The organism is Methylobacterium sp. J-043 (assembly GCF_022829505.1).
Taxonomy (GTDB): Bacteria; Pseudomonadota; Alphaproteobacteria; order Rhizobiales; family Beijerinckiaceae; genus Methylobacterium; species Methylobacterium extorquens_A.
The window spans coordinates 41,593-63,625 of record NZ_JAKSYB010000049.1 but is presented as its reverse complement, the minus strand read 5'-3'; the positions used below and the strand labels follow the sequence as shown (position 1 = coordinate 63,625).

The following is a 22,033-nucleotide window of genomic DNA, read 5'->3' as shown; positions in this document are numbered from 1 at the left end:
CCGCCTGCTGCGAGGCACGACCGACCCATGTATCACGCGATCGTCTTCTTCCCGCTCATCGGCGCCCTGATCGCCGGCCTGTTCGGCCGGTTCATCGGCGCGCGGATGAGCGAGCTCGTGACGACGGGCTGCCTCGCCTTCGCGGCACTGCTCTCCTGGGGGGCGTTCTTCCTCGTCACCGGTGACGGCCGCGCCGAGACCGTGCCCGTCGCCCAGTGGTTCACCGCCGGTGACCTCACCGTCGATTGGGCCTTCAAGGTCGATACGCTGACAGCGGTGATGCTGGTGGTCGTGACCTCGGTCTCGACCCTCGTGCACCTCTACTCCATCGGCTACATGCACGAGGATCCGCACCGGCCGCGCTTCTTCGCCTACTTGTCGCTGTTCACCTTCGCCATGCTGATGCTGGTGACCGCCGACAACCTCGTGCAGATGTTCTTCGGCTGGGAGGGCGTCGGCCTCGCCTCCTACCTGCTGATCGGCTTCTGGTACGAGAAGCCCTCGGCGAATGCGGCGGCGATGAAGGCCTTCATCGTCAACCGCGTCGGCGATTTCGGCTTCTCGCTCGGCATCTTCCTCGTCTTCGTCCTGACGGGCTCCGTCGGCTTCGACGCGATCTTCGCCAAGGCCCCGGAGCTGAAGGACGCGACCTTCCACTTCCTCGGTCACGACTGGCACGCCCTGACGCTCGCCTGCCTGCTCCTGTTCATGGGTGCCATGGGCAAGTCGGCGCAGTTCCTGCTGCACACCTGGCTCCCCGACGCGATGGAGGGTCCGACCCCGGTCTCGGCGCTCATCCACGCCGCCACCATGGTCACCGCCGGCGTGTTCATGGTCGCGCGCCTGTCGCCGCTGTTCGAGCTGGCCCCGACCGCGCTCACCGTCGTCACCGTCATCGGCGGCATCACCGCCTTCTTCGCAGCGACCGTCGGCCTCGTGCAGAACGACATCAAGCGGGTCATCGCCTACTCGACCTGCTCGCAGCTCGGCTACATGTTCGTCGGCCTCGGCGTCGGCGCCTACGCCACGGGCGTGTTCCACCTCTTCACCCATGCCTTCTTCAAGGCCCTGCTGTTCCTCGGCGCCGGCTCGGTCATCCACGCGATGCACCACGAGCAGGACATGCGGAACATGGGGGGGCTCCGCCGCTACATCCCCTTCACCACGGCGATGATGACGATCGGCACGATCGCGCTGATCGGCTTCCCCTTCACCTCGGGCTACTACTCCAAGGACGCAATTATCGAGGCGGCCTACATGTCGGACCGTCCCGGCCACGTGCTGGCGTTCCTCGCCACCGTGATCGCCGCGCTGATGACCTCGTTCTACTCCTGGCGGCTGTTCTTCCTCACCTTCGAGGGACCGCAGCGCTGGGTCGCGCACGGCGCCCACGGCCACGACGACCATGCGCATGACGAGCACGCGCACGCCGCCCATGCCCATCAGGCGGACGGCGCGCCGGGGCACCACGAGGGCGTCGCCCACGACGACCACGGCCACGATGCCGAGCCCGCCTCGCACAGCGCGGTCGAGCACCACGACCACGCGCCTCATAAGCCCCACGAGAGCCCGCTCGTGATGACGATCCCGCTCGCGATCCTGGCCTTCGGCGCGCTGTTCGCCGGCCTGATCTTTAAGGAGCGCTTCATCGGGCACGACATGGACAAGTTCTGGGGCAACGCGCTCCCGCACGGGTCCGGCAACGACATCATGCACAAGATCCACGATGCGCCGGGCTGGGTCGCCGCCTCGCCCTTCATGATGCTGGTCGCGGGCTTCCTCTTGGCCTTCTGGATGTACCTGCGCCGGCCTGATCTTCCGCATCGCCTCGCGGAGTCGCAGCCGATCCTGTACCGCTTCCTGCTCAACAAGTGGTACTTCGACGAGATCTACGACCGGATCTTCGTCCGGCCGGCCAAGAACTTCGGCCTGTTCCTCTGGAAGGAGGGTGACGGGCGTGTCATCGACGGCCTCGGACCCGACGGCATCTCGGCCCGGGTGGTGGACATCACCCGCGGCGTGGTCCGCCTCCAGACCGGCTACGTCTACCACTACGCCTTCGTGATGCTCGTCGGGGTCGCCGGCCTGATCACGTGGTACCTCGTCTCCGGCGTGCCTGGGGGGACCCATTGATGCTCGGCCTCGGCATTCTCTCCGGGCTTCTGATCGTCCCGCTCGCGGGCGCCGCCTTCATCCTGACCCTGGGCGAGGAGACGGCAGCCGTGAAGCGCAACGCCCGCTGGGCGGCGCTGATCACGACGATCGTCACCTTCCTGCTCTCGCTGGCCGCCTGGGCCCGCTACGACATCGCGTCCCCGAGCTTCCAGCTCGTCGAAAGCCATGCGTGGCTCGCCGAGACGATCCGGTTCAAGCTCGGCGTCGACGGCTTCTCGATGCCGCTGATCCTGCTGACCACCTTCCTGATGCCGTTCTGCATCGGGGCATCGTGGCTTTCGGTCGAAGACCGGGTGAAGGAGTACTTCGTCGCCTTCCTCGTCCTCGAGACGACGATGATCGGCGTGTTCTGCGCCCTCGATCTCGTGCTGTTCTACCTGTTCTTCGAGGCAGGCCTGATCCCGATGTTTCTCATCATCGGCATCTGGGGCGGTAAGCGGCGCATCTACGCCAGCTTCAAGTTCTTCCTCTACACCCTGCTCGGCTCGGTGCTGATGCTGCTCGCCATCATGGCGATGTACTGGGAGGCCGGCACCACCGACATCCCGACGCTGCTGGCGCACCGCTTCCCCGTGCACATGCAGACCTGGCTCTGGCTCGCCTTCTTCGCGTCCTTCGCGGTGAAGATGCCGATGTGGCCAGTCCATACCTGGCTCCCCGACGCACACGTCGAGGCGCCGACCGCGGGCTCGGTGATCCTGGCCGGCATCCTGTTGAAGATGGGCGGCTATGGCTTCATCCGCATCTCGCTGCCGATGCTGCCGGATGCGTCGGCCGAGTTCGCGCCGCTGGTCTTCGCGCTCTCGGTGATCGCGATCATCTTCACGTCGCTCACCGCGATGATGCAGACCGACATCAAGAAGCTGATCGCCTACTCGTCGGTGGCGCATATGGGCTTTGTCACGCTCGGCCTGTTCACCCTCAACGAGCAGGGCATCCAGGGCGCGCTGTTCCTCATGATCTCGCACGGCATCGTCTCGGGCGCGCTCTTCCTCTGCGTCGGTGTCGTCTACGATCGGATGCACACCCGCGAGATCGCGGCCTATGGCGGCCTCGTGCGGCGGATGCCGCTCTACGCCGCCGCGATGATGGTCTTCACCATGGCCAATGTCGGCCTGCCCGGCACGTCGGGCTTCGTCGGCGAGTTCCTGGCGATGATGGGCGCCTTCAAGGCTAACCCTACGGTCGCCTTCTTCTCGGTCTTCGGCATCATCCTCTCGGCCGGCTACGCCCTGTGGCTCTACGCCCGGGTGATCTACGGGAAGCTCGACAAGCCTAACCTCCAGGGGATCTTGGATCTCGATACGCGCGAAAAGATCATCATTGCGCCGCTCGTCGCACTGACGATCTGGTACGGCGTCCATCCGGCCCCCGTGCTCGACACCTTCGCGCCCTCCACCGAGGCACTGGTGCAGAACATGCGCGGCGCGCTCGCCAACACGAAGACCGCAGAGGCCGCCGCCAAAGCCGCGAAATCCGTCGCTGCGGAGAAGACGGCCGTCCTCGAGTCCCAGAAAACCGTCGAGGCCGCCGCGCGATGACCCCGATCCAGTCCGTTCTGCCGGCGATCACGCCGGTCCTGCCGGAGATCGTCCTGAGCGTCGGCGCTCTGCTGCTCGTGCTCTACGGGGCGTGGCGTGGCGAGCGTTCGTCCGAGGGCGTCAACATCGGCGCGCTGATCCTGCTGATCTTCACCTTCTTCCTCGTCGTTTCGCAGACGGGCAACGTGACGACGCTGAACGGCGCCTTCATCGCCGATCCGTTCGCGCGGATCATGAAGGCGCTGATCCTGATCGGCTCGGCGGCGACCATCCTGCTCTCGCGCGACTACTTCCAGCGCGAGCGCATCGACCGGTTCGAGTACCCGATTTTGATCGTGCTCTGCACCATCGGCATGCTGGTGATGGCCTCGGCCAACGACCTGATCTCGCTCTATCTCGGGCTGGAGCTGCAATCGCTTGCGGCCTACGTCATCGCTGCCTTCCACCGCGACGACGTGAAGTCGACCGAAGCCGGCCTGAAGTACTTCGTGCTCGGCGCGCTCTCCTCCGGCATGCTGCTCTACGGCGCCTCGCTGGTCTACGGCTTCACCGGCACGGTCTCCTTCCCCGGCATCGTCACCGCGCTCGACGGCCCATCCAGCTTCGGCATCGTGCTCGGCATCGTGTTCGTGGCCGCCGGCGTCGCCTTCAAGCTTGCGGCCGTGCCGTTCCACATGTGGACGCCGGACGTCTACGAAGGCTCGCCGACGCCGGTCACCGCGTTCTTCGGCTCCGCGCCGAAAATCGCCGCCATGGCGATGACGGTGCGCGTCTTCATCGGCGCCTTCCCCGACGTCATGGCGGTTTGGCAGCAGATCATCGTGTTCGTCTCGATCGCCTCGATGGCGCTCGGCTCGTTCGCTGCGATCGGCCAGCGCAACATCAAGCGCCTGATGGCCTATTCCTCCATCGGCAATGTCGGCTACGCCCTGATCGGCCTCGCGGCGGGCTCGGAAGAGGGCATCCGCGGTGTGGTGATCTACATGATCATCTATCTCGCGATGACGCTCGGCGCCTTCGCGGTGCTGCTCTCCATGCGCCGCAAGAACCAGATGTTCGAGACGATCGACGATCTCTCGGGCCTTTCGCGCACCCATCCGTGGCTGGCCTTCTGCCTTGCCGCGATGATGTTCTCGCTCGCCGGCATCCCGCCGCTCGCCGGGTTCTTCGCCAAGTTCTACGTCTTCGCCGCCGCCATCAAGGCGGGTCTGGTGACGCTCGCGGTCGTCGGCGTGGTGACCTCGGTCGTCGGTGCCTTCTACTACCTGCGCCTCGTCAAGGTGATGTACTTCGACGAGGCCAAGGCCCCCTACGAGCGGATCCCGCCGGGCTCGGCCATCGTGCTCGGCGTGTCGAGCGCGGTCGTGGTTCTGTTCTTCCTCATCCCAGCCCCGCTGGTCTCGGCGGCCGGCGACGCTGCCAAGTCGCTGTTCTGAGGTCGCTGTTCTGAGGCGGATGCCATTCCGGCTGAGTCCGGCGGCCCGGTCCGAGGGATACCGGCTGCACAGCCACGACCGGCTCGACTCGACCAACAGCGAGGCCATGCGCCTCGCCCATGGCGGGGAGACCGGTCCGCTCTGGGTCGCGACCCATCGCCAGGAGGCGGGCCGCGGCCGACGCGGCAACGCCTGGACCTCACCGGAAGGCAACCTTGCCGCGAGTCTGCTGATGCCGGTGGCCGGTGTGGCGCCGGAGATGGTCGCGACGCTTGGTTTCGTTGCCGGTTGCGCGCTGGTGGACGCGTTGCACGACGCTTGCCATGCGCGCCCCACTCCCCGCACGCAGGGAGAGGGGCGCGACGACGAGGTCGCCGAAGCCCGCTTCCCGCGTGCGGGGAGTGGGGATGCATTGGCGCCGCAAGGTCTTGCTCCTGCCTCATCCGCCATCCATCTGAAATGGCCCAACGACGTTCTTGCCGATGGCAAAAAGCTCGCCGGCATCCTGTTGGAAGCCGAGACACTGCCGGGCGGGCGACGGGCCGTCGTCGTCGGTTTCGGCGTCAACGTCGCGGCAGCGCCCGACGGTTTGCCCTATCCGGCGGCGGCGCTTGCGACTTTTTCCGCGGCGGATGCGCCGATGCTGCTCGAATTCCTGTCGGAACGGTTTGTCGAAGCCGTCCGGATCTGGAACAAGGGGCGCGGATTCTCGAATATCCGGCGGCGGTGGCTGGAGCGCGCGGCGGGGGTAGGGGCCCCCGTTTCGGTTCGCATGGCCGAGGCTACGCTGACGGGCATCTTTGAAACGATCGACGAGGGGGGGCGGCTCGTGATCCTCGCCCCGGACGGAACCCGACGAACCGTGACGGCGGGCGAGGTGCATTTCGGACGTGCCGCGACGGCGGCCTGAGACTGGATAGACGAACAAGATGACGACACGGCAGGACGAACTCGTCTTCGTGCCGCTCGGCGGCGTGGGCGAGATCGGCATGAATGCGGGCCTCTACGGGATCGGACCCGAGAAGCAGCGCAAATGGATCATGGTCGATTGCGGAATGGGCTTTGCTGGCGAAGAGGGATTGCCCGGCATCGACCTGATGTTCCCCGACCTCACCTTCATCGAGGAGCGCAAGAAGGACCTTCTGGGCATCTTCATCACCCACGCGCACGAGGACCATATCGGCGCGATCTCCGAGCTATGGCCGCGCATCAAGGCGCCGGTCTACGCCACGCGGTTTGCCAAGCAGCTTCTGGAGACCCGCCGCCTCTCCGAGCCCGGCGCGCCCAAGGTGGATCTTCGCGAGATCAAGCCGGGCCGGCGCGTCACCGTCGGCCCGTTCGAGATCGAGTTCGTGCCGGTAGCCCACTCGATCCCCGAGTCGAACGCGGTGGCGATCCGCACCGAGCATGGCCTCGTGCTGCATACCGGTGACTGGAAGCTCGACGACACCCCGGTGGCCGGCGACTCCACCTCGCCCGAGGCGTTCACGGCAATGGGCGACGAGGGCATCCTCGCGCTCATCTGTGACTCCACCAACGTTCTGCGCGAGGGCCGCTCGCCGAGCGAGTCCGAGGTTTCCGCAACCCTGCGCAAGCTGATCGAGAACGCGCCCCACCGCGTCGCGGTGACGACCTTCGCCTCCAACGTCGCGCGTATCCGTGCCGTGGCGGAAGCGGCACAGGCATGCGGGCGTCAGGTGATCGCCGTCGGCCGTGCCATGGACCGGGTGATCGATGTCGCCCGCGAATGCGGTTACCTCGACGGGCTGCCGGACTTCCTCTCGGCCGAGTCCTACTCCCACATCCCGCGCGACAAGGTGGTCTGCCTACTCACCGGCTCGCAGGGCGAGCCGCGGGCGGCGATGTCGCGGGTCTCGCGCCACGACCATCCGGCGATCTCGCTCACAGCCGGCGACCGGGTGATCTTCTCGTCGCGCGCCATCCCCGGCAACGAGCGCGATGTCGGCGCCATCATCAACGATCTGATCGTGGATGGCATCGAGGTCATCACCGACCGCACCGAACTCGTTCACGTCTCCGGCCATCCGCGCCGCGAAGAGATGGTGGCGATGTATTCCTGGACGCGGCCGAAGGCCGTCGTGCCGGTGCACGGCGAGGCGTTGCATCTCGACGAGCATGCGCGCTTTGCCCGTTCGCAGGGCGTCGAGTCGGTGGTGAAGGCCCGCAACGGTGCGGTGGTCCGCCTCGCGCCGGGTAAGCCGGAGATCGTCGAGCATGTCCGCGCCGGGCGGCTCTACAAGGACGGCAACGTCCTCATCGACTCCAAGGACCGGGCCATCCCCGAGCGGCGCAAGCTCTCGCAGACCGGCATCGTCTCGGTGGCCATCGCCATCGACGAGCGCGGCGAGGTGATCGGCGATCCGGCGGTCGACATCATGGGCCTGCCCAATCGCGGCCGGAGCGGCGAGCCGCTGCTCGACACCGTGGTCGATACGGTCAACCGCACCCTCAACGGTCTGTCGCGCGGCAAGATGAAGGACTCGGAAGCCGTCGAGAACGCGGTCGACCGCGCCGTGCGCTCCGCCGTCAACGAGGCCTGGGGCAAGAAGCCCGCCTGTCACGTGCAGGTGGTGGAGGTTTGATCGCCCCGCGCCCGCATCGCTACGGCGAGCGGGCGCGGGGCGCCTGAAGGCGCGACCGCTCCGCAGAGAGAGGCGCAGGATCCAGTCATCAGGCCCGGCAAGGATGGCCGGGCCTGGGGTTCGAGAAGACAGGGAGGGAGGCAGCAATGATCGGACGGCTCAACCACGTCGCCATCGCGGTGAAGGATCTCGATGCGGCGACGGCGGTCTACCGCGACACGCTCGGCGCCAAGGTGACCGAGCCGCTGCCGCAGCCGGAGCACGGCGTGACGGTGGTGTTCGTGGAACTGCCCAACAGCAAGGTCGAGCTGATGTCGCCGCTCGGCGAGAACTCGACGATCCAGGGCTTCGTCGACAAGAACCCGGCCGGCGGCATCCACCATGTCTGCTACGAGGTCGAGGACATCATCGCCGCCCGCGACCAGATGAAGGCGGCCGGCGCCCGCGTGCTCGGCACCGGCGAGCCGAGGATCGGCGCCCACGGCAAGCCGGTGATCTTCCTCCACCCCAAGGACTTCCTGGGAACGCTGGTGGAGCTGGAGCAGGTCTGAGGGACAGTCCTCCGATCTCGATCGGTCGGGCGCTGGCCCGGCCGCTTCATGCCGTTTTGAAAATGATGACCCGCTTGTCCCTTCGCACCCTGACCGCCTCGACCCCACTGACCCTTCTGACGGTGGCAGCGCTGACCGCGCTGTTCGCGACGGTGGCCGTGAAGGGGTTCGAACTGACGGTGTTCGGTGCGCTGGCGCTCTACTTCGTGCTGTGGTGGACCTTCCTGTTCGCGATCCTGCCGCTGGGCAATGCCGCCGAGGCCGATCCGCAGCGGCTGGTGCCGGGCCAGGATCCGGGGGCGCCCGCGAGCCCGCGCCTGCGTGAGAAGGCGTTGCTGACGACGCTCCTGGCCGCCATCGCGTTCTTCGCGGCGCTGCTGATCTTCCCGCTCGCCCGCCTGTAAGGGCGACGGGGCGCTCCGACTCTGGCGTAGAGGGCTACCGAGCCCAAGAAGAGGCTTAGTCCAAAAACAAAAAGCAAGGCACGAGGCCTTGCTTTGGATAACCGAAGTGTTTTTCAGCCTGATTTATGTCGCGCATTGCTTGCGGCGCGTTGGCTGATTGTTCCTCCCAAGACCCGGACCGTGCGCTGCCTCGTGGGCTGCGACCATCACGGCGCTGCTTATAGGAAGAACATTTCCCTTTGTCATCAGGGGAGAGACGGTTCGCGGCGCTTTTTTGCAAGCGGCGCGTCAAGCAGCCTCCGCCGATCATCGAGAACGCTGCGCGCCGCTGCTTCGCCGGCTTCGTTCCGCCGCATTGCCAGCCGACCCTGTGTTCGCAGGGCGCTTGTGTTTTGCGGGGGCAATGTGTTGTGTGCCCTCGCACGCTGGCCTAGCTCCTCTCCGGCTGCGCCCGCCCGCTTCCAAGGTCGAACGATGCGTCTCTCCCGCTACTTCCTGCCGATCCTGCGCGAGACGCCGAAGGAAGCGGAGATCGTTTCGCACCGCCTGATGCTGCGGGCCGGCATGATCCGACAGGAGGCGGCCGGCATCTATGCGTGGCTGCCGTTGGGACTGCGCGTCCTCAACAAGATCTGCGACGTCATCCGCGCCGAGCAGGACCGTGCGGGCGCTATCGAGATCCTGATGCCGACGATCCAGGCGGCCGACCTCTGGCGCGAATCCGGCCGCTACGAGGCCTACGGCAAGGAGATGCTGCGTCTGAAGGACCGCCACGAGCGCGACCTGCTCTACGGCCCGACGGCGGAAGAGGTCGTCACCGAAATCTTCCGGGCCAGCACCCGTTCCTACAAGGATCTGCCGAAGAACCTCTACCAGATCTCGTGGAAGTTCCGCGACGAGGTGCGCCCGCGTTTCGGCACCATGCGCTCGCGCGAGTTCCTGATGAAGGACGGCTACTCGTTCGATCTCGATCAGGCCGCGGCGCGCCACTCCTACAACAAGGTCTTCGTCTCCTACCTCCGCACCTTCGAAAGGCTTGGCCTCAGGGCGATCCCGATGCGCGCCGACACCGGCCCCATCGGCGGCGATCTCAGCCACGAGTTCATCATCCTCGCCAAGACCGGTGAGAGCGAAGTCTTCTGCGACCAAGCCTATCTCGACATGCCGGTGCCGCCCCCGTCCGTCGATTTCGACGACGTGGCCGGGCTGCAAGGCGTGGTCGATGCCTGGACTTCGCACTACGCCGCCACCGACGAGATGCACGACGAGGCGGTCTTCGCCGAGGTGCCGGAGGCCTCGCGTCTCTCCGCCCGCGGCATCGAGGTCGGCCATATCTTCTATTTCGGCACCAAGTACTCGACCCCGATGAAGGCGGTCGTCACCGGCCCCGACGGAAGCGAGCGCCCGGTCCATATGGGCTCCTACGGCATCGGCCCGAGCCGGCTCGTGGCTGCGACCATCGAGGCGAGCCACGACGAGGCCGGCATCATCTGGCCGGACGCGGTCGCCCCCTTCGACGTGGCGCTGATCAACCTCAAGGTCGGGGATGGTGCCTGCGACACCGCCTGCGCCGAGATCCAGGCGGCCTTGGAGACGGCGGGCCTGTCGGTCCTCTACGACGACCGCGACGAGCGGCCGGGCGCCAAGTTCGCCACCGCGGACCTGATCGGCCTGCCTTGGCAAGTGATCGTCGGCCCGAAGGGACTCGCCGAAGGCAAGATCGAGCTGAAGCGCCGCGCCAGCGGGGAGCGCGAGACCCTCGATCCCGTCGATCTCCCCGCCCGCATCCGGCGCCTCTGAGGACCGGCCGCGATGGCGCTTGCGTTGGGTAAGGCCGGTGTCTCCTTGAAGGGCATCCTCGCACGGCTGAAGAACGCCCGCGCGAGCGCCTCCACGCCGCCCTTCGCGGGGTTCGAGTGGATCATCGCCGGCCGTTACCTGCGGGCGCGCCGCCGGGGCGGCGGCGTCTCGGTGGTGGCCCTGTTCTCGGTGCTCGGCATCGCGGTGGGTGTGGCCACCCTCATCATCGTGCTCTCGGTGATGAACGGTTTCCGCTCCGAGTTGCGCTCCAAGATCATCGGGCTCAACGGCCACGTCTTCGCTGCGCCGATCGACCGGCTGTTCACCGACTACGTCGATCTCTCCGACCGGCTGGAAAAGGTCGCGGGCGTGCGCGCCGTGGTGCCGATGGTGCAGGGGCAGGCCTTCGCCTCCTCGCCCTATGGCGGCTCCGGGGTGCTCGTGCGCGGCGTGCGCGAGGCCGACCTGCCGAAGATCCCCGCCGTCTCCGGCGCGATCAAGGGCGGGACGCTGGAGAACTTCGACGACGGCCAGGGGGTGGCGCTCGGTAAGCGGCTCGCTGACGCCCTCGGTCTCCAGGCCGGCGATCAGGTGACGCTCTCGACGCCGAAGGGCGCGAGCACGCCGTTCGGCACCGCGCCGCGCACCAAGACCTACACCGTGAAAGCGATTTTCGAGATCGGCGTGACCGATTTCGACACCACCATGGCGTTCATGCCGCTGGCCGAGGCGCAAGCCTTCTTCAACCGCGACGGCGATGTCAGCGTGATTGAGATCTATCTCGACAACGCCGATGCGGTGGGCGAGATGCGCGAGCCCCTCGAGATGGCGGCCGAACGCCCGGTGTTGCTCACCGACTGGCGCCAGACCAACCGCACCTTCTTCGGTGCCCTGGAGGTGGAGCGGAACGTGATGTTCCTGATCCTCAACCTCATCGTGATCGTGGCGACCTTGAACATCATCTCCGGGCTGATCCTACTCGTGCGCGACAAGTCCTCGGACATCGCGATCCTGCGCACGATGGGGGCGACGCCGGGCACGATCATGCGGGTCTTCCTCATCAACGGAGCGCTGATCGGCCTCGTCGGCACGGCAATCGGGCTGATCGGCGGCGTGCTGTTCACCCTCAACATCAAGCCGATCCAGCGCACCCTGTTTCCCACCGCCTGGGATCCGACCGTGCGCTTCCTCGCCGAGATCCCGGCCGAGATGAACACGAGCGAGGTCGTCATCATCGTGATCACCTCGGTGCTGCTGTCGCTGGCGGCGACCCTCTATCCCTCCTGGCGCGCCGCCCGGCTCGATCCGGTGCAGGCCCTGCGCTACGGCTGACGGAACGCCCCCGATATGGCTCAGACGAATGCCGGCGGCGCCCAGCCCGTGCCGGCCCTGTTCTTCGCCGGCGTCCAGCGCCGCTACCATCAGGGCGAGGGGACGCTCGAAATTCTGCGCGGCACCGATCTCGCGATCTGGCCCGGAGAACTCGTCGCCCTGGTCGCGCCGTCGGGCGCGGGTAAATCGACCCTGCTCCACGTCGCCGGCCTCCTGGAGCGGCCGGACGGCGGCGAGGTCTATATCGGCGGCCAACCGACGGCCGGCATGTCGGATGGCGAGCGCACCCGCCTGCGGCGCGAGGAGATGGGCTTCGTCTACCAGTTCCACCACCTGCTGCCGGAGTTCTCGGCGCTGGAGAACGTGGTGCTGCCCCAACTCATCCGCGGGCTGGCCCGCAAGGAGGCGGAGGCGCGCGCTGCCGAACTCCTCGGCTTCCTCGGCCTGAAGGAGCGGCTGCCGCATCGCCCGGCCGAATTGTCGGGCGGCGAGCAGCAGCGCGTCGCCATCGCCCGCGCGGTCGCCAACGGGCCTCGGCTGCTGCTCGCCGACGAGCCGACCGGCAACCTCGACCCCCAGACCGCCGGCCGGGTCTTCAGCATCCTGCTCCAGCTCGTGCGCGCCTCCGGCCTCGCGGCTCTGATCGCGACCCACAACATGGAACTGGCCGCCCGCATGGACCGCCGCGTGACGATCCGCGACGGGATGATCGAGCAGTTGGCATAGGGAACATCGAGAGCGTCAGCGCAGCGGACGCATCAACGGGTATGATACGGTTTCCGGTTAATCGCTTCGGGTTTGGCCCCACGCCGTCATTGCGAGATGGAGCTGAAGCGATCCACGGCGCAACCTCTCCGGATGATGCGGAGGCCTGGATTGCAACGGCTTCGCCTCGCAACAACAGCGAACATCCAAAAGCGATCGAGCGGCTGCCGGACCGAGAACGGACCGAATGGGTCAACCGGAAACCGAATGATCCCGCTCCCGACAGTTCGCCCCGTGCCACCGCTTGGCTGATGCTCGCGGATCACGACAAGCGGTAGCATCCTGTTCAGAGGCGCGCGGCACCGTCCGGCGGCTTGGAGAGGCGCGCTACAGCCCGAGGCTGGGGATCGCCTGCGAGAGCCAGGCAAAGGCGCCCATGATGCTGGCGAACAGGGTGTAGACAAAGCCGATCGAGATCCCGACGCCGACACCGCCGATCAACAGGCCGATCAGCACCACGAATCCGTCGCGCTCCACCAGCCCGAGGCCGATCAGCGAGACCGCGAGCCCGAGCGGGATCTGGCCGAAGAAGGGCGGGGCGACGATAAGCGCCAGCGCCAGCGCCAGGATCAGCACGCCCATGCCGCGCATTCCGACGGCCCCGTCGAACACGGTCAGGCGCGGGCGCGACCAGCGCTCCAGCCGACGCAGCAGGGGTACCGCCCGGTTCACCGCCTTCTCCACTGTCGCGCGGGCGATCGACTGGTCGAGCAGACGCCGAGGCAGCCATGGGGATGACATCCCGGCCACGATCTGGATGGCGATGACGAGCAGGATCAGACCGCAAACCAGCGGGATCGGCGGCGGCATCGGCAGGCAATTGGGCAGGCCGAGCAGGACCACGAGCAGCGCGAAGGCGCGGTCCCGTAGCACGGCGACGATGTCGCCGACGGTCAGACGCTCGCTCTCCTGGCTCGCAAGCATGGTGAGAACGTCGGAAGTGCGCGCAGCGGAGGACAAACCGGCTCGGCCGTTGGATTTTTCGGTGAGCGCGGCTCTAGCCCAACCCGGCTCATCCGCCAAGCGCTCCGACCCATGCGCGCGTGCCGTGCCACACGGAAGCGACCCACGCTCAGGTTGCTTCAGCCGCCGGAATGCTTATTTCAAGTATGTCTTCACTGACAACTTAACGTGAGTTGTAAATTTCTCTTAACCACAGCCTTTTGGTGTGACAACCATTGGTCGTTCCGCCGACTTCTGCGCGACCTCCAATGTCGACACGCGCATTCTCCCATAATCGCTTGCGCCACCCGGCTCCGTCCCGGCGGGCCGTAAGTCGTCGCGCGCTCGCTGTCCTCGCCCTGGCCGTCTTCTTCGCCTGTGATCCGGCCCGCAGTGACGATGCCACCCTTCGGACCGTGCTGTTCGGCAGCATGGAAGCCGGCGCTTCGACTTTTTCCGCAGCCGGAGCGAAGCTCGTCTTCGATCGGTTCGACCGCGATGGCCCCGTCGCTCTGGTGACGGCCGGGGGCGGCGTTCGCCCGGAAGGCGGAGGCCGCGCGCCGGTCCTGATGCGCTTCACCGCGCTCGGGGCGGCGCTCGGCGGCTACCAGTTCATCCGCGAATGGGGAGCGGCGACGCTGTTCGCCGGCCCGGAAGCCTCGTGGGAGGCGCTGTCCGGCCCCGGCTTCGTGCAGGCGCTCCCCCTGCGGGCGGGCCTGCGCCTGCACGGCGAGGTCTGGGCGCGACCCAACGAGTCGACGCTGGCGACCGCGACGGTGATCCTCGGCTCCGCCCGCGGCGACGCCTATGCCCGGCTGTCCTGGGGCGCCGCCTTGTTCGGCGCGTATCTCGGCCCGGAGGCAGCGGTCTACGGCGACCGGACCGATTACCGGAAATGGAGCGTCGGGCTGCATGTCACTGACTACGCGATGGGCGGCTACCGCTTCCGCCTCTCCGCCGGAGGCCAGCTCGAGACGCCGCTCAACCAGTGGAGCCCCTACGTCTCCCTTGTGGTCTGGAGCACGCTTTAAGGCATCGTCCCGAAAGCCGGCGGCCACCTTTCGGGACGACGCGTGAGGGCGGCTTACCCCTTGGTGCGCAGCGAGGAGCGCCCGCCATCGACGCCGATGACCTGCCCCGTGACGTAGCCCGCTTCCGGGCCGACGAGGAAGGCGGCGAGTGCCGCGACATCCTCGGGCTCGCCGAGGCGCTGGAGCGCGTGCATCGACGCGATGCCGGAGGCCAGCGTCGCGTTGCGGGTAATGGATTCGGCAAGCGGCGTTCGCGTGAGCGAGGGGGCGACGACGTTCACCCGGATCGCGGGCGCGAGTTCCGCGGCCATCGAGAGGGCCAAGCCCTCGACCGCCCCCTTGGCCATGGCGACCGAGGCATGGTGCGAGAACCCCTGCGCGACGGCGACGGTGGAGAACAGCACCACGCCCGCGCTTGCCTCTCCCGCGCCGGCCTTGAGCGCGGGGGCCGCCGCTTGCACCGCCAGAAAGGCGCCGAGCGCGTTGATGCGGAAATCCGCCTCGATGCGTGCCGGGTCGAGCTTGGCCAAAGGCGCGAGCTGAATCGTGCCGACCGCGTAGACGAGGCCGCCGAGGCGCGGGCCCGCCTCCGAGGCGACGCGCGGGTACAGGGCCGGGTCGGTGACGTCGCCCGCGGTGAAGCCGGTCTCGCCGAGTTCGGAGGCCGCCCGTTCCAGGCGCTCCGGATCGCGGCCGACGAGGTGGAGGGCCGTGCCCCGTTCGCGCAGGGCTCGCGCCGTGGCAAGGCCGATGCCGCCGGTTCCGCCGTAGATCACCACCCGTTCCATGAAGCCCCCCTGTCGGGCGGCGTCCACCCAACGATTCCGCGCAAAGATTTCACCCATGCCTGAAATCCACTAGCTAAGGCGGAGTTGATCGGCGTGGAGCCGATCAAAGCCGCCGCCGCCCTGCGCCGAACGTCGCAGGGTCGCCAGCCACGGGACGTCTCTGCCCATGAAATTCGCCTTTGCCGGCATCGACTTCCTCGGCGGCGTGTTCGACGGGCTGATCGAGGCCGGTTGGACGCCGGTGAAGCTGTTCACCCGCCCTTGCGACGGCATCTACGATCACAACGAGGTCGTGGTGGCCCAGGCCCGGCGCCACCGCATCCCGATCCAGCTCTCGCGGTTGCTGCCCGACGACATCGAGCGGCTCGCGCACGAGCACGGCCGCGACGTGGTCCTCGTCGTCTCCGGCTATCCCTGGCTCGTGCGGGGCTGGCACGGGCGGGTGCGCTACGCCCTGAACCTCCATCCCTCGCCGCTGCCGACGGGGCGGGGGCCCTACCCGCTCTTCAAGGCGGTTCTCGATGGCTACGAGAGCTGGGGCGTCACCGCCCACGTCCTCGCCGAGCAGGGCTTCGACACCGGCGACATCCTCGCCCAGGACATCTTCCCCGTCGATCGCCACGAGACCCACGAGACGCTGCTCGCCAAGTGCCAGATGGCGGCCCGCCGCCTCGCCGTCGGGCCGATCGGGAAGGATCTTGCCGAGCACTGGCGCAAGGCGGAACCGCAGGGCGACGGCTCATACTGGCCGCGGGTGAACGACGCCGACCGCACCCTCGACTTCCGCAAGGACGTCGCCGAGGTGCTGCGTCGCGTGCGCGCCTTCGGCGCGATCGAGACCATCGCCCGTCTCGGCGACGCCCGCATCTTCGTCGCCGCCGCCGATGGCTGGCAGGAGGCCCACCGTCATGCCCCCGGCACCGTGGTGCACCGCTACCGCCGCCAGATCGTGGTGTCCGCCCGCGATGGCTATGTGCAGCTCACCCGCTGGAGCCCGGTGCCGCTCAACGAGGCCGGACAGATCGGGCGCTAGGGTCAAAACCCAATCAGCTTGACCGTGCGAAGGGCTGCTTGCGACCCCAAGCAGACCCTCAAGATGTCTGCTCCGTGGCAGTCCGGCTTGCTGGTCTGCTATGATTGGATCGGTTGAGAAAGTTCGCTTTGGATGGTCTCAGTGGGCATCCAAAACAGACCGATGGCCGGGGTTCGCCTGGACCATACTAAAAAAAACTGGCTTGCTGATGGTTTGGGTTAAATTCGAGGCCTGCAACCAGCAGTAGGTTCGGGCTGACGAAAACCTTGAAATTTGAAGAGACTTGTGGGCACTCTGCCCGCAACGTTAAGCTGGAAAACCGCATGTTCGAACAGACGTTTAAAAATATCGACGATGTTTTGTGGAAAGAGGCGGGGTGCACCACAGAGCTCGATTACACCGAGCAAACATCTTGGATCTTATTTTTAAAGTATTTGGACGACCTGGAACAAGGGCGAGCCATGGAGGCAGAGCTTGTCGGCAAGCCCTATGCATTCATCATTGATGATGACTACAGGTGGTCAAAGTGGGCTGCCCCAAAAAAGGCTGATGGGTCATTCGACCATGACACCGCTCTAACGGGCGACGACTTAATCGATTATGTGAACCGAAAGCTGTTCCCTTATCTGCAAGGCTTTAGGCAACGCGCCAGCGGTCCCGACACTATTGAATACAAGATCGGCGAAATTTTCAGTGAGATAAAAAATCGTTTCCAGAGTGGCTATTCGCTGCGCGACGCTCTCGAGCTGGTGGACGAGCTGCGCTTCCAGTCGCAGAAGGAGAAGCACGAGCTTTCTCATCTCTACGAAGCCAAAATCAAGAACATGGGCAACGCGGGCCGGAACGGCGGCGAGTATTACACGCCGCGCCCGCTCATTCGCGCCATGATCCAAGTGACGAAACCGAAAATCGGAGAGCGGATCTATGATGGCGCGCTTGGATCAGCGGGGTTCCTTTGCGAAGCCTATGAGCACCTACGCCAGGGCGAACTGACCACCAGCCAGCTCAAAACGCTGCAAACGCACACCTTCTACGGCAAGGAGAAAAAGAGCCTCGCCTACGTCATTGCTACCATGAACATGATCCTCCACGGCATCGACGCACCGAACATTGTCCATACTAATACGCTGTCCGAAAACCTGGCGGACGTTCAGGAAAGGGACCGCTTTGACGTGATTTTGGCTAACCCGCCTTTCGGTGGAAAGGAGCGGCCGGAAGTGCAGCAGAACTTCCCCATCAAGACGGGTGAAACCGCATTTCTCTTCCTGCAGCATTTCATTAAGCATCTGAAAGCGGGCGGCCGGGCAGCCATCGTAATCAAGAACACCTTCCTATCGAATTCGGACGGTGCGGCGCGGGCGCTCCGGCAGGAGCTGTTGGAAAGCTGCAATCTGCATACTGTGCTAGATTGCCCTGGCGGGACGTTCCTCGGGGCTGGCGTGAAGACTGTCGTACTGTTTTTTGAGAAGGGGTCACCGACCCGGAAAGTCTGGTATTACCAGCTCGATCCAGGTCGAAGCCTTGGGAAAACGACCGCACTAAATGACAATGATTTGAAGGAGTTTGTGGATTTGCAACTACGTTTCGCGGACTCAGCGAAGTCATGGACAGTCGATGTCGTGGGCATCAATCGGACGAACTTCGATCTTTCTGTGAGGAACCCCAACAAGCCAGAGGAAGAAGCCGCGCGCGAGCCGCAGGACATTATGGCGGAGATCATCACGCTTGATATCGAGAGCGCAGGTATCCTTGAGAACATCCGGGGGATGTTATGAGGGAAGGCTGGTATTCCGCCAAGTTAGGGGATCTCTGTGAATTTGAAAACGGCGATAGGGGTAAGAACTACCCTGGCCGCAAGGCATTCGTCGAGAGCGGGGTACCATTCATTAATGCCGGCCATTTGACAGAAGATGGTATCGATTTAGAAAACATGGATTACATCCCGAGAGAGCGCTTTGATTTGCTCAGCAACGGAAAAATCCGTGAGGGTGATCTACTATTTTGCCTACGCGGTTCTCTAGGTAAATTTTCGGTCGTGGAAGGTATCAACGAAGGAGCGATTGCTTCATCATTGATAATAGTGCGGCCAAAAGATAAACTAAATAAATATTATCTGGCCGCTTATTTTTCAAGCCATCTTTGCTCCGACATGATCGCGAAATTCGAGAATGGGGCAGCTCAGCCAAATCTTTCTGCTAAAAATCTTGCCTCATTCGAAATCCCTCTGCCGCCTATTCCGGACCAGAGACGTATCGTAGCCGTTCTCGATGAAGCGTTGGAGGCGATTGGCACAGCTGTTGCGAATGCCGAGAAGAACCTCGCCAACGCCCGCGAGCTGTTTGAGAGCTATCTAAATTCGATCTTCGCCCGAAAAGGCGACGGGTGGATTGAGAAAAAATTGGGTGAAGTCGCTGCATTCAAAAATGGTCTAAATTTTACTAAGAGTAGCAAAGGTGAGATCATAAAGATCGTTGGCGTCAAAGACTTTCAGCGTAACTTCTATGTGCCGACAGGCCAATTAGAGACAGTGCAAATCGATGGAAAGCTGAGCTCTGATTACGAATTACGCGCAGGGGATATTCTGACGGTTCGTTCAAATGGCAATAAGCAGTTGATTGGGCGTTGTATTCTTGCCAATGATGTCCCAGATAAGACGTCTCACTCGGGTTTTACGATAAGAATTCGTGCTATTTCTAAGGACGCACTTTCTATATACCTAAATTATTTTTTAAAATCGAAGGCTTCTCGGGATGCACTCATTGAGAGTGGAGATGGTGCGAATATCAGTAGCCTTAATCAGCAGGCGCTTTCAGCGCTCCCCGTAAGTCTTCCTCCAATCTCTGAGCAGCAGGTTCTCGCCGATAACATTCAGGCCTTAGAAGCGGAGACTAAAAGCCTGGAAATCCTCTATCGGCGGAAATTAGCTTGTCTCACAGAGCTTAAGCAGATCATTCTGCAAAAGGCATTTGCTGGCGAGCTGACTGCGCAGTCTGCCGAGGTAGTACAGGAGGCCGCCGAGTGAACGAGGCTGAAACCCGTGCCGAGCTGATCGACCCTGCCCTCAAGGCGGCGGGATGGGGCGTGGTGGGGGCCAGCCGGGTGCGGCGCGAGGTCATTACCCTCGGTCGGCTTCAGGGCGCCGGGCAGCGGGCCAATCAGGACATCGCGGACTACGTGCTGACCTACCGAAACCACAAGCTCGCCGTGATTGAGGCCAAGCGGCGCGACTTGCCCGACACCGAGGGGGTAGGCCAGGCCAAGAAATACGCGGAGAAGCTGCAGGCGCGCTTCGCTTATTCCACCAATGGCATCGGCATCTACCAGATCGATATGACGACTGGTGCCGAGCAGTACGTGGATGCCTATCCGACGCCAGACGAGCTTTGGAACCAGGTTTTCGCTGAGCAGAACGTCTGGCGCGACCGCTTTGCCGCCATTCCCTTCGAGGACAAAGGCGGCCAGTGGCAAGCGCGCTACTACCAGGACATTGCCATCCGGCGGGTGCTGGAGGCGATCGCGGCGGGGCAGGACCGCATCCTGCTCACCCTGGCGACCGGTACCGGCAAGACGTTTATAGCCTTTCAGCTCGCCTGGAAGCTCTTTCAGGCCCGGTGGAACCTCGGCGACTGGAAGGGTGGCGGCGAGCCGACCCGCCGGCCGCGCATTCTCTTCCTGGCCGACCGCAACATCCTTGCTGATCAGGCCTACAACTCGTTCTCCGCCTTCCAGGACGATGCGCTTGTGCGCATCGATCCTGATATTATTCGCAAGAACGGCCGCGTACCGAAAAACGGCAACGTGTTTTTCACGATCTTCCAGACTTTCATGACCGGACGCGATGCAGCAGGGCAGCCTGCGCCAAGCTTCGGTGACTATCCGCCGGACTTCTTCGATATCATCATCATTGATGAGTGCCATCGCGGCGGCGCGAACGACGAAGGCAACTGGCGCGCGATCCTGAATTACTTTGCACCAGCAGTGCAGCTAGGCCTGACGGCGACGCCGAAGCGCAAGGCGAACGTCGATACCTACGCCTATTTCGGCGAGCCGGTTTACACCTACTCTCTCAAGGACGGTATCAACGACGGTTTCCTGACGCCCTTCAAGGTCAAACAGATCGCCACGACGCTCGACGATTACGTTTACACGAGTGACGATGAGCTGATCGAGGGCCAAATCGAGGAAGGGCGGCGCTACACCGAGGCCGATTTCAACCGCATTATCGAAATCACGGCGCGCGAGCGATATCGCGTCAAGCTGTTCATGGATGCTATCGACCAGAGCCAGAAAACTCTGGTGTTCTGCGCGACCCAGGACCACGCGCTCGCCGTCCGCGATCTGGTGAACCAGATGAAGACGAGCAAGGAGCCGAACTACTGCGTCCGGGTTACAGCCAAGGACGGCGCGCTTGGCGAACAGTTCTTGCGTACCTTCCAGGACAACGAGAAGACCATCCCGACAATCTTGACCACTTCGCAGAAGCTTTCAACTGGCGTCGATGCGCGCAACGTGCGGAACATCGTCCTGATGCGCCTGGTCAATTCGATGATCGAGTTCAAGCAGATCATTGGTCGGGGAACGCGGCTGTTCGACGGCAAGGACTATTTCACGATCTATGACTTCGTGAAGGCATACGAGCATTTCAGCGATCCCGAATGGGACGGCGAGCCAGCCGAACCAGTTCCGCCCACCCCGAGAGGTGGCGAAGAACGAGAGCCGGAAGGCGGAGACGGCGGCAATACCAAGGGTGGCGAAGAAGAGCCGCCCCGTACACAGAAGCTCAAAATCAAACTTGCTGACGGTAAAGAGCGCGCCATTCAGCACATGATGGCGACGACGTTCTGGAGCGTCGATGGCAAGCCTATGTCAGCGGCCGAGTTTATCACGCGCCTGTTCGGTGAGCTGCCGACGCTGTTCAAGGATGAAGACGAGCTGCGCGCTCTGTGGAGCCAGCCGGACACCCGCAAGGCCCTCCTCGATAACCTCGCCGAAAAGGGATACGGGGCCGAGCAACTCCGCGAGATCGAACGCATGATCGACGCCGAGAAAAGCGACCTTTATGACGTTCTGGCCTATATCGCTTTCGCGCTTTCACCGATCACCCGACAGGAGCGAGCCGACGCGAGCTGGCCGGCAATATCTGCCCAGTATGATCCTAAGCTTCGAGCGTTCCTTGAATTTGTTTTGTTTCAATACGTCAAAGAGGGCGTGGGCGAACTCGATCAGACCAAACTGCCGCGTCTACTCGAATTGAAATACCGCGCAGTCAGCGACGCCGCTTCTGAGCTTGGCGGAGTAGCCAAAATAAGAGACGCTTTCGTGGGGTTCCAGCGTCATCTGTACAACTAATCGCTCGTCCATACTGGATAACGTGTTCACAGCGGATGTCGATCAAGGCACCCCACAGCCGCGCCCGCTGAATTTCTCTGCTACCTCCCTGTGAAGCGTGATCAGCATTCAAAAGGGCCCCACCGGCTTTCTCTTGACTCGAACTCTCAGCATGCCGATCGGCGTTCAGATTGCACTTGGGTTCACAGGTTCGTTGAAGGCGCTCCCAAACCAGACCAACCGCTGCTAGCTTGAACGTCCGGTTCCGGCCGCAGCGGCGAAGGCCGCTCACCACCCTCAGCTG

The 22,033-nt window shown here is 64.2% G+C and carries 17 protein-coding genes; 15 read left to right on the top strand and 2 right to left on the bottom strand.

Annotation, left to right across the window (positions count from 1 at the left end):
* The first annotated feature begins 27 nt into the window (after positions 1–27).
* From nuoL to MKK50_RS13420, 10 genes are all read left to right on the top strand, one after another.
* Positions 28–2,133: an NADH-quinone oxidoreductase subunit L gene (gene nuoL / locus MKK50_RS13465; protein ID WP_499022933.1), complete on the top strand. Its 2,106-nt coding sequence runs from the start codon at positions 28–30 to the stop codon at positions 2,131–2,133.
* Positions 2,133–3,716, top strand: a complete 1,584-nt coding sequence (locus MKK50_RS13460) for an NADH-quinone oxidoreductase subunit M (protein WP_499022931.1) — start codon at positions 2,133–2,135, stop codon at positions 3,714–3,716. Before nuoL ends, MKK50_RS13460 begins: the two co-directional genes overlap by 1 nt.
* Positions 3,713–5,152, top strand: a complete 1,440-nt coding sequence (gene nuoN, locus MKK50_RS13455; protein ID WP_253373885.1) for an NADH-quinone oxidoreductase subunit NuoN — start codon at positions 3,713–3,715, stop codon at positions 5,150–5,152. The genes MKK50_RS13460 and nuoN overlap by 4 nt, the downstream gene beginning before the upstream one ends.
* Before the next feature lie 19 nt (positions 5,153–5,171).
* On the top strand, positions 5,172–6,062 hold the full coding sequence (locus MKK50_RS13450) for a biotin--[acetyl-CoA-carboxylase] ligase (protein ID WP_499022929.1): 891 nt from the start codon (positions 5,172–5,174) through the stop codon (positions 6,060–6,062).
* 19 nt (positions 6,063–6,081) lie between these two features.
* On the top strand, positions 6,082–7,755 hold the full coding sequence (locus MKK50_RS13445; protein ID WP_253373887.1) for a ribonuclease J: 1,674 nt from the start codon (positions 6,082–6,084) through the stop codon (positions 7,753–7,755).
* 146 nt (positions 7,756–7,901) lie between these two features.
* Entirely contained in the window at positions 7,902–8,306 is a 405-nt protein-coding gene (mce, locus tag MKK50_RS13440) for a methylmalonyl-CoA epimerase (protein ID WP_003598176.1), read from the top strand.
* 62 nt (positions 8,307–8,368) lie between these two features.
* Complete coding sequence (locus MKK50_RS13435; protein ID WP_015821650.1) at positions 8,369–8,710, top strand: DUF1467 family protein; 342 nt, start codon at positions 8,369–8,371, stop codon at positions 8,708–8,710.
* 474 nt (positions 8,711–9,184) lie between these two features.
* Positions 9,185–10,510 carry a proline--tRNA ligase gene (proS, locus tag MKK50_RS13430; RefSeq protein ID WP_499022926.1) on the top strand — a complete coding sequence of 442 codons (1,326 nt, stop codon included), beginning with the start codon at positions 9,185–9,187 and terminating at the stop codon, positions 10,508–10,510.
* 12 nt (positions 10,511–10,522) lie between these two features.
* Positions 10,523–11,842: a lipoprotein-releasing ABC transporter permease subunit gene (locus tag MKK50_RS13425; protein ID WP_499022924.1), complete on the top strand. Its 1,320-nt coding sequence runs from the start codon at positions 10,523–10,525 to the stop codon at positions 11,840–11,842.
* Between the two features lie 15 nt (positions 11,843–11,857).
* A complete protein-coding gene (locus tag MKK50_RS13420) occupies positions 11,858–12,568 on the top strand; it encodes an ABC transporter ATP-binding protein (protein ID WP_499022922.1) in 711 nt (236 codons plus the stop codon).
* A gap of 366 nt (positions 12,569–12,934) precedes the next feature.
* Here MKK50_RS13420 and MKK50_RS13415 read toward each other — a convergent pair whose 3' ends face one another.
* Positions 12,935–13,567 carry an exopolysaccharide biosynthesis protein gene (locus MKK50_RS13415; RefSeq protein ID WP_301288639.1) on the bottom strand — a complete coding sequence of 211 codons (633 nt, stop codon included), beginning with the start codon at positions 13,565–13,567 and terminating at the stop codon, positions 12,935–12,937.
* A gap of 251 nt (positions 13,568–13,818) precedes the next feature.
* On the opposite strand from MKK50_RS13415, the gene bcsS reads away from it, so the two are divergent.
* Positions 13,819–14,580 carry a cellulose biosynthesis protein BcsS gene (gene bcsS, locus MKK50_RS13410; RefSeq protein ID WP_499022920.1) on the top strand — a complete coding sequence of 254 codons (762 nt, stop codon included), beginning with the start codon at positions 13,819–13,821 and terminating at the stop codon, positions 14,578–14,580.
* Positions 14,581–14,633: 53 nt separating this feature from the next.
* Here bcsS and MKK50_RS13405 read toward each other — a convergent pair whose 3' ends face one another.
* Positions 14,634–15,368, bottom strand: coding sequence for an SDR family NAD(P)-dependent oxidoreductase (locus tag MKK50_RS13405; RefSeq protein WP_253374123.1), 735 nt, complete (start codon positions 15,366–15,368; stop codon positions 14,634–14,636).
* Between the two features lie 166 nt (positions 15,369–15,534).
* Here MKK50_RS13405 and MKK50_RS13400 point away from each other — a divergent pair, with 166 nt between their 5' ends.
* From MKK50_RS13400 to hsdR, 4 genes are all read left to right on the top strand, one after another.
* The gene (locus MKK50_RS13400; RefSeq protein WP_499022918.1) at positions 15,535–16,401 is read left to right on the top strand and encodes a methionyl-tRNA formyltransferase; all 867 of its coding nucleotides are present in this window, start codon (positions 15,535–15,537) and stop codon (positions 16,399–16,401) included.
* A gap of 323 nt (positions 16,402–16,724) precedes the next feature.
* Positions 16,725–18,176: a class I SAM-dependent DNA methyltransferase gene (locus tag MKK50_RS13395; protein WP_499022915.1), complete on the top strand. Its 1,452-nt coding sequence runs from the start codon at positions 16,725–16,727 to the stop codon at positions 18,174–18,176.
* Positions 18,173–19,423, top strand: a complete 1,251-nt coding sequence (locus tag MKK50_RS13390; protein WP_499022913.1) for a restriction endonuclease subunit S — start codon at positions 18,173–18,175, stop codon at positions 19,421–19,423. Before MKK50_RS13395 ends, MKK50_RS13390 begins: the two co-directional genes overlap by 4 nt.
* Positions 19,420–21,750, top strand: a complete 2,331-nt coding sequence (gene hsdR / locus MKK50_RS13385; RefSeq protein ID WP_499022911.1) for an EcoAI/FtnUII family type I restriction enzme subunit R — start codon at positions 19,420–19,422, stop codon at positions 21,748–21,750. Before MKK50_RS13390 ends, hsdR begins: the two co-directional genes overlap by 4 nt.
* The last annotated feature ends 283 nt before the right edge of the window (positions 21,751–22,033 follow it).

Bases quoted from the DNA above. Each gene is read 5' to 3' on its own strand.
- nuoL (WP_499022933.1), top strand. From the start codon at position 28: ATGTATCACGCGATCGTCTTCTTCCCGCTCATCGGCGCCCTGATCGCC.
- MKK50_RS13460 (WP_499022931.1), top strand. From the start codon at position 2,133: ATGCTCGGCCTCGGCATTCTCTCCGGGCTTCTGATCGTCCCGCTCGCG.
- nuoN (WP_253373885.1), top strand. From the start codon at position 3,713: ATGACCCCGATCCAGTCCGTTCTGCCGGCGATCACGCCGGTCCTGCCG.
- MKK50_RS13450 (WP_499022929.1), top strand. From the start codon at position 5,172: ATGCCATTCCGGCTGAGTCCGGCGGCCCGGTCCGAGGGATACCGGCTG.
- MKK50_RS13445 (WP_253373887.1), top strand. From the start codon at position 6,082: ATGACGACACGGCAGGACGAACTCGTCTTCGTGCCGCTCGGCGGCGTG.
- mce (WP_003598176.1), top strand. From the start codon at position 7,902: ATGATCGGACGGCTCAACCACGTCGCCATCGCGGTGAAGGATCTCGAT.
- MKK50_RS13435 (WP_015821650.1), top strand. From the start codon at position 8,369: ATGATGACCCGCTTGTCCCTTCGCACCCTGACCGCCTCGACCCCACTG.
- proS (WP_499022926.1), top strand. From the start codon at position 9,185: ATGCGTCTCTCCCGCTACTTCCTGCCGATCCTGCGCGAGACGCCGAAG.
- MKK50_RS13425 (WP_499022924.1), top strand. From the start codon at position 10,523: ATGGCGCTTGCGTTGGGTAAGGCCGGTGTCTCCTTGAAGGGCATCCTC.
- MKK50_RS13420 (WP_499022922.1), top strand. From the start codon at position 11,858: ATGGCTCAGACGAATGCCGGCGGCGCCCAGCCCGTGCCGGCCCTGTTC.
- bcsS (WP_499022920.1), top strand. From the start codon at position 13,819: ATGTCGACACGCGCATTCTCCCATAATCGCTTGCGCCACCCGGCTCCG.
- MKK50_RS13405 (WP_253374123.1), bottom strand. From the start codon at position 15,368: ATGGAACGGGTGGTGATCTACGGCGGAACCGGCGGCATCGGCCTTGCC.
- MKK50_RS13400 (WP_499022918.1), top strand. From the start codon at position 15,535: ATGAAATTCGCCTTTGCCGGCATCGACTTCCTCGGCGGCGTGTTCGAC.
- MKK50_RS13395 (WP_499022915.1), top strand. From the start codon at position 16,725: ATGTTCGAACAGACGTTTAAAAATATCGACGATGTTTTGTGGAAAGAG.
- MKK50_RS13390 (WP_499022913.1), top strand. From the start codon at position 18,173: ATGAGGGAAGGCTGGTATTCCGCCAAGTTAGGGGATCTCTGTGAATTT.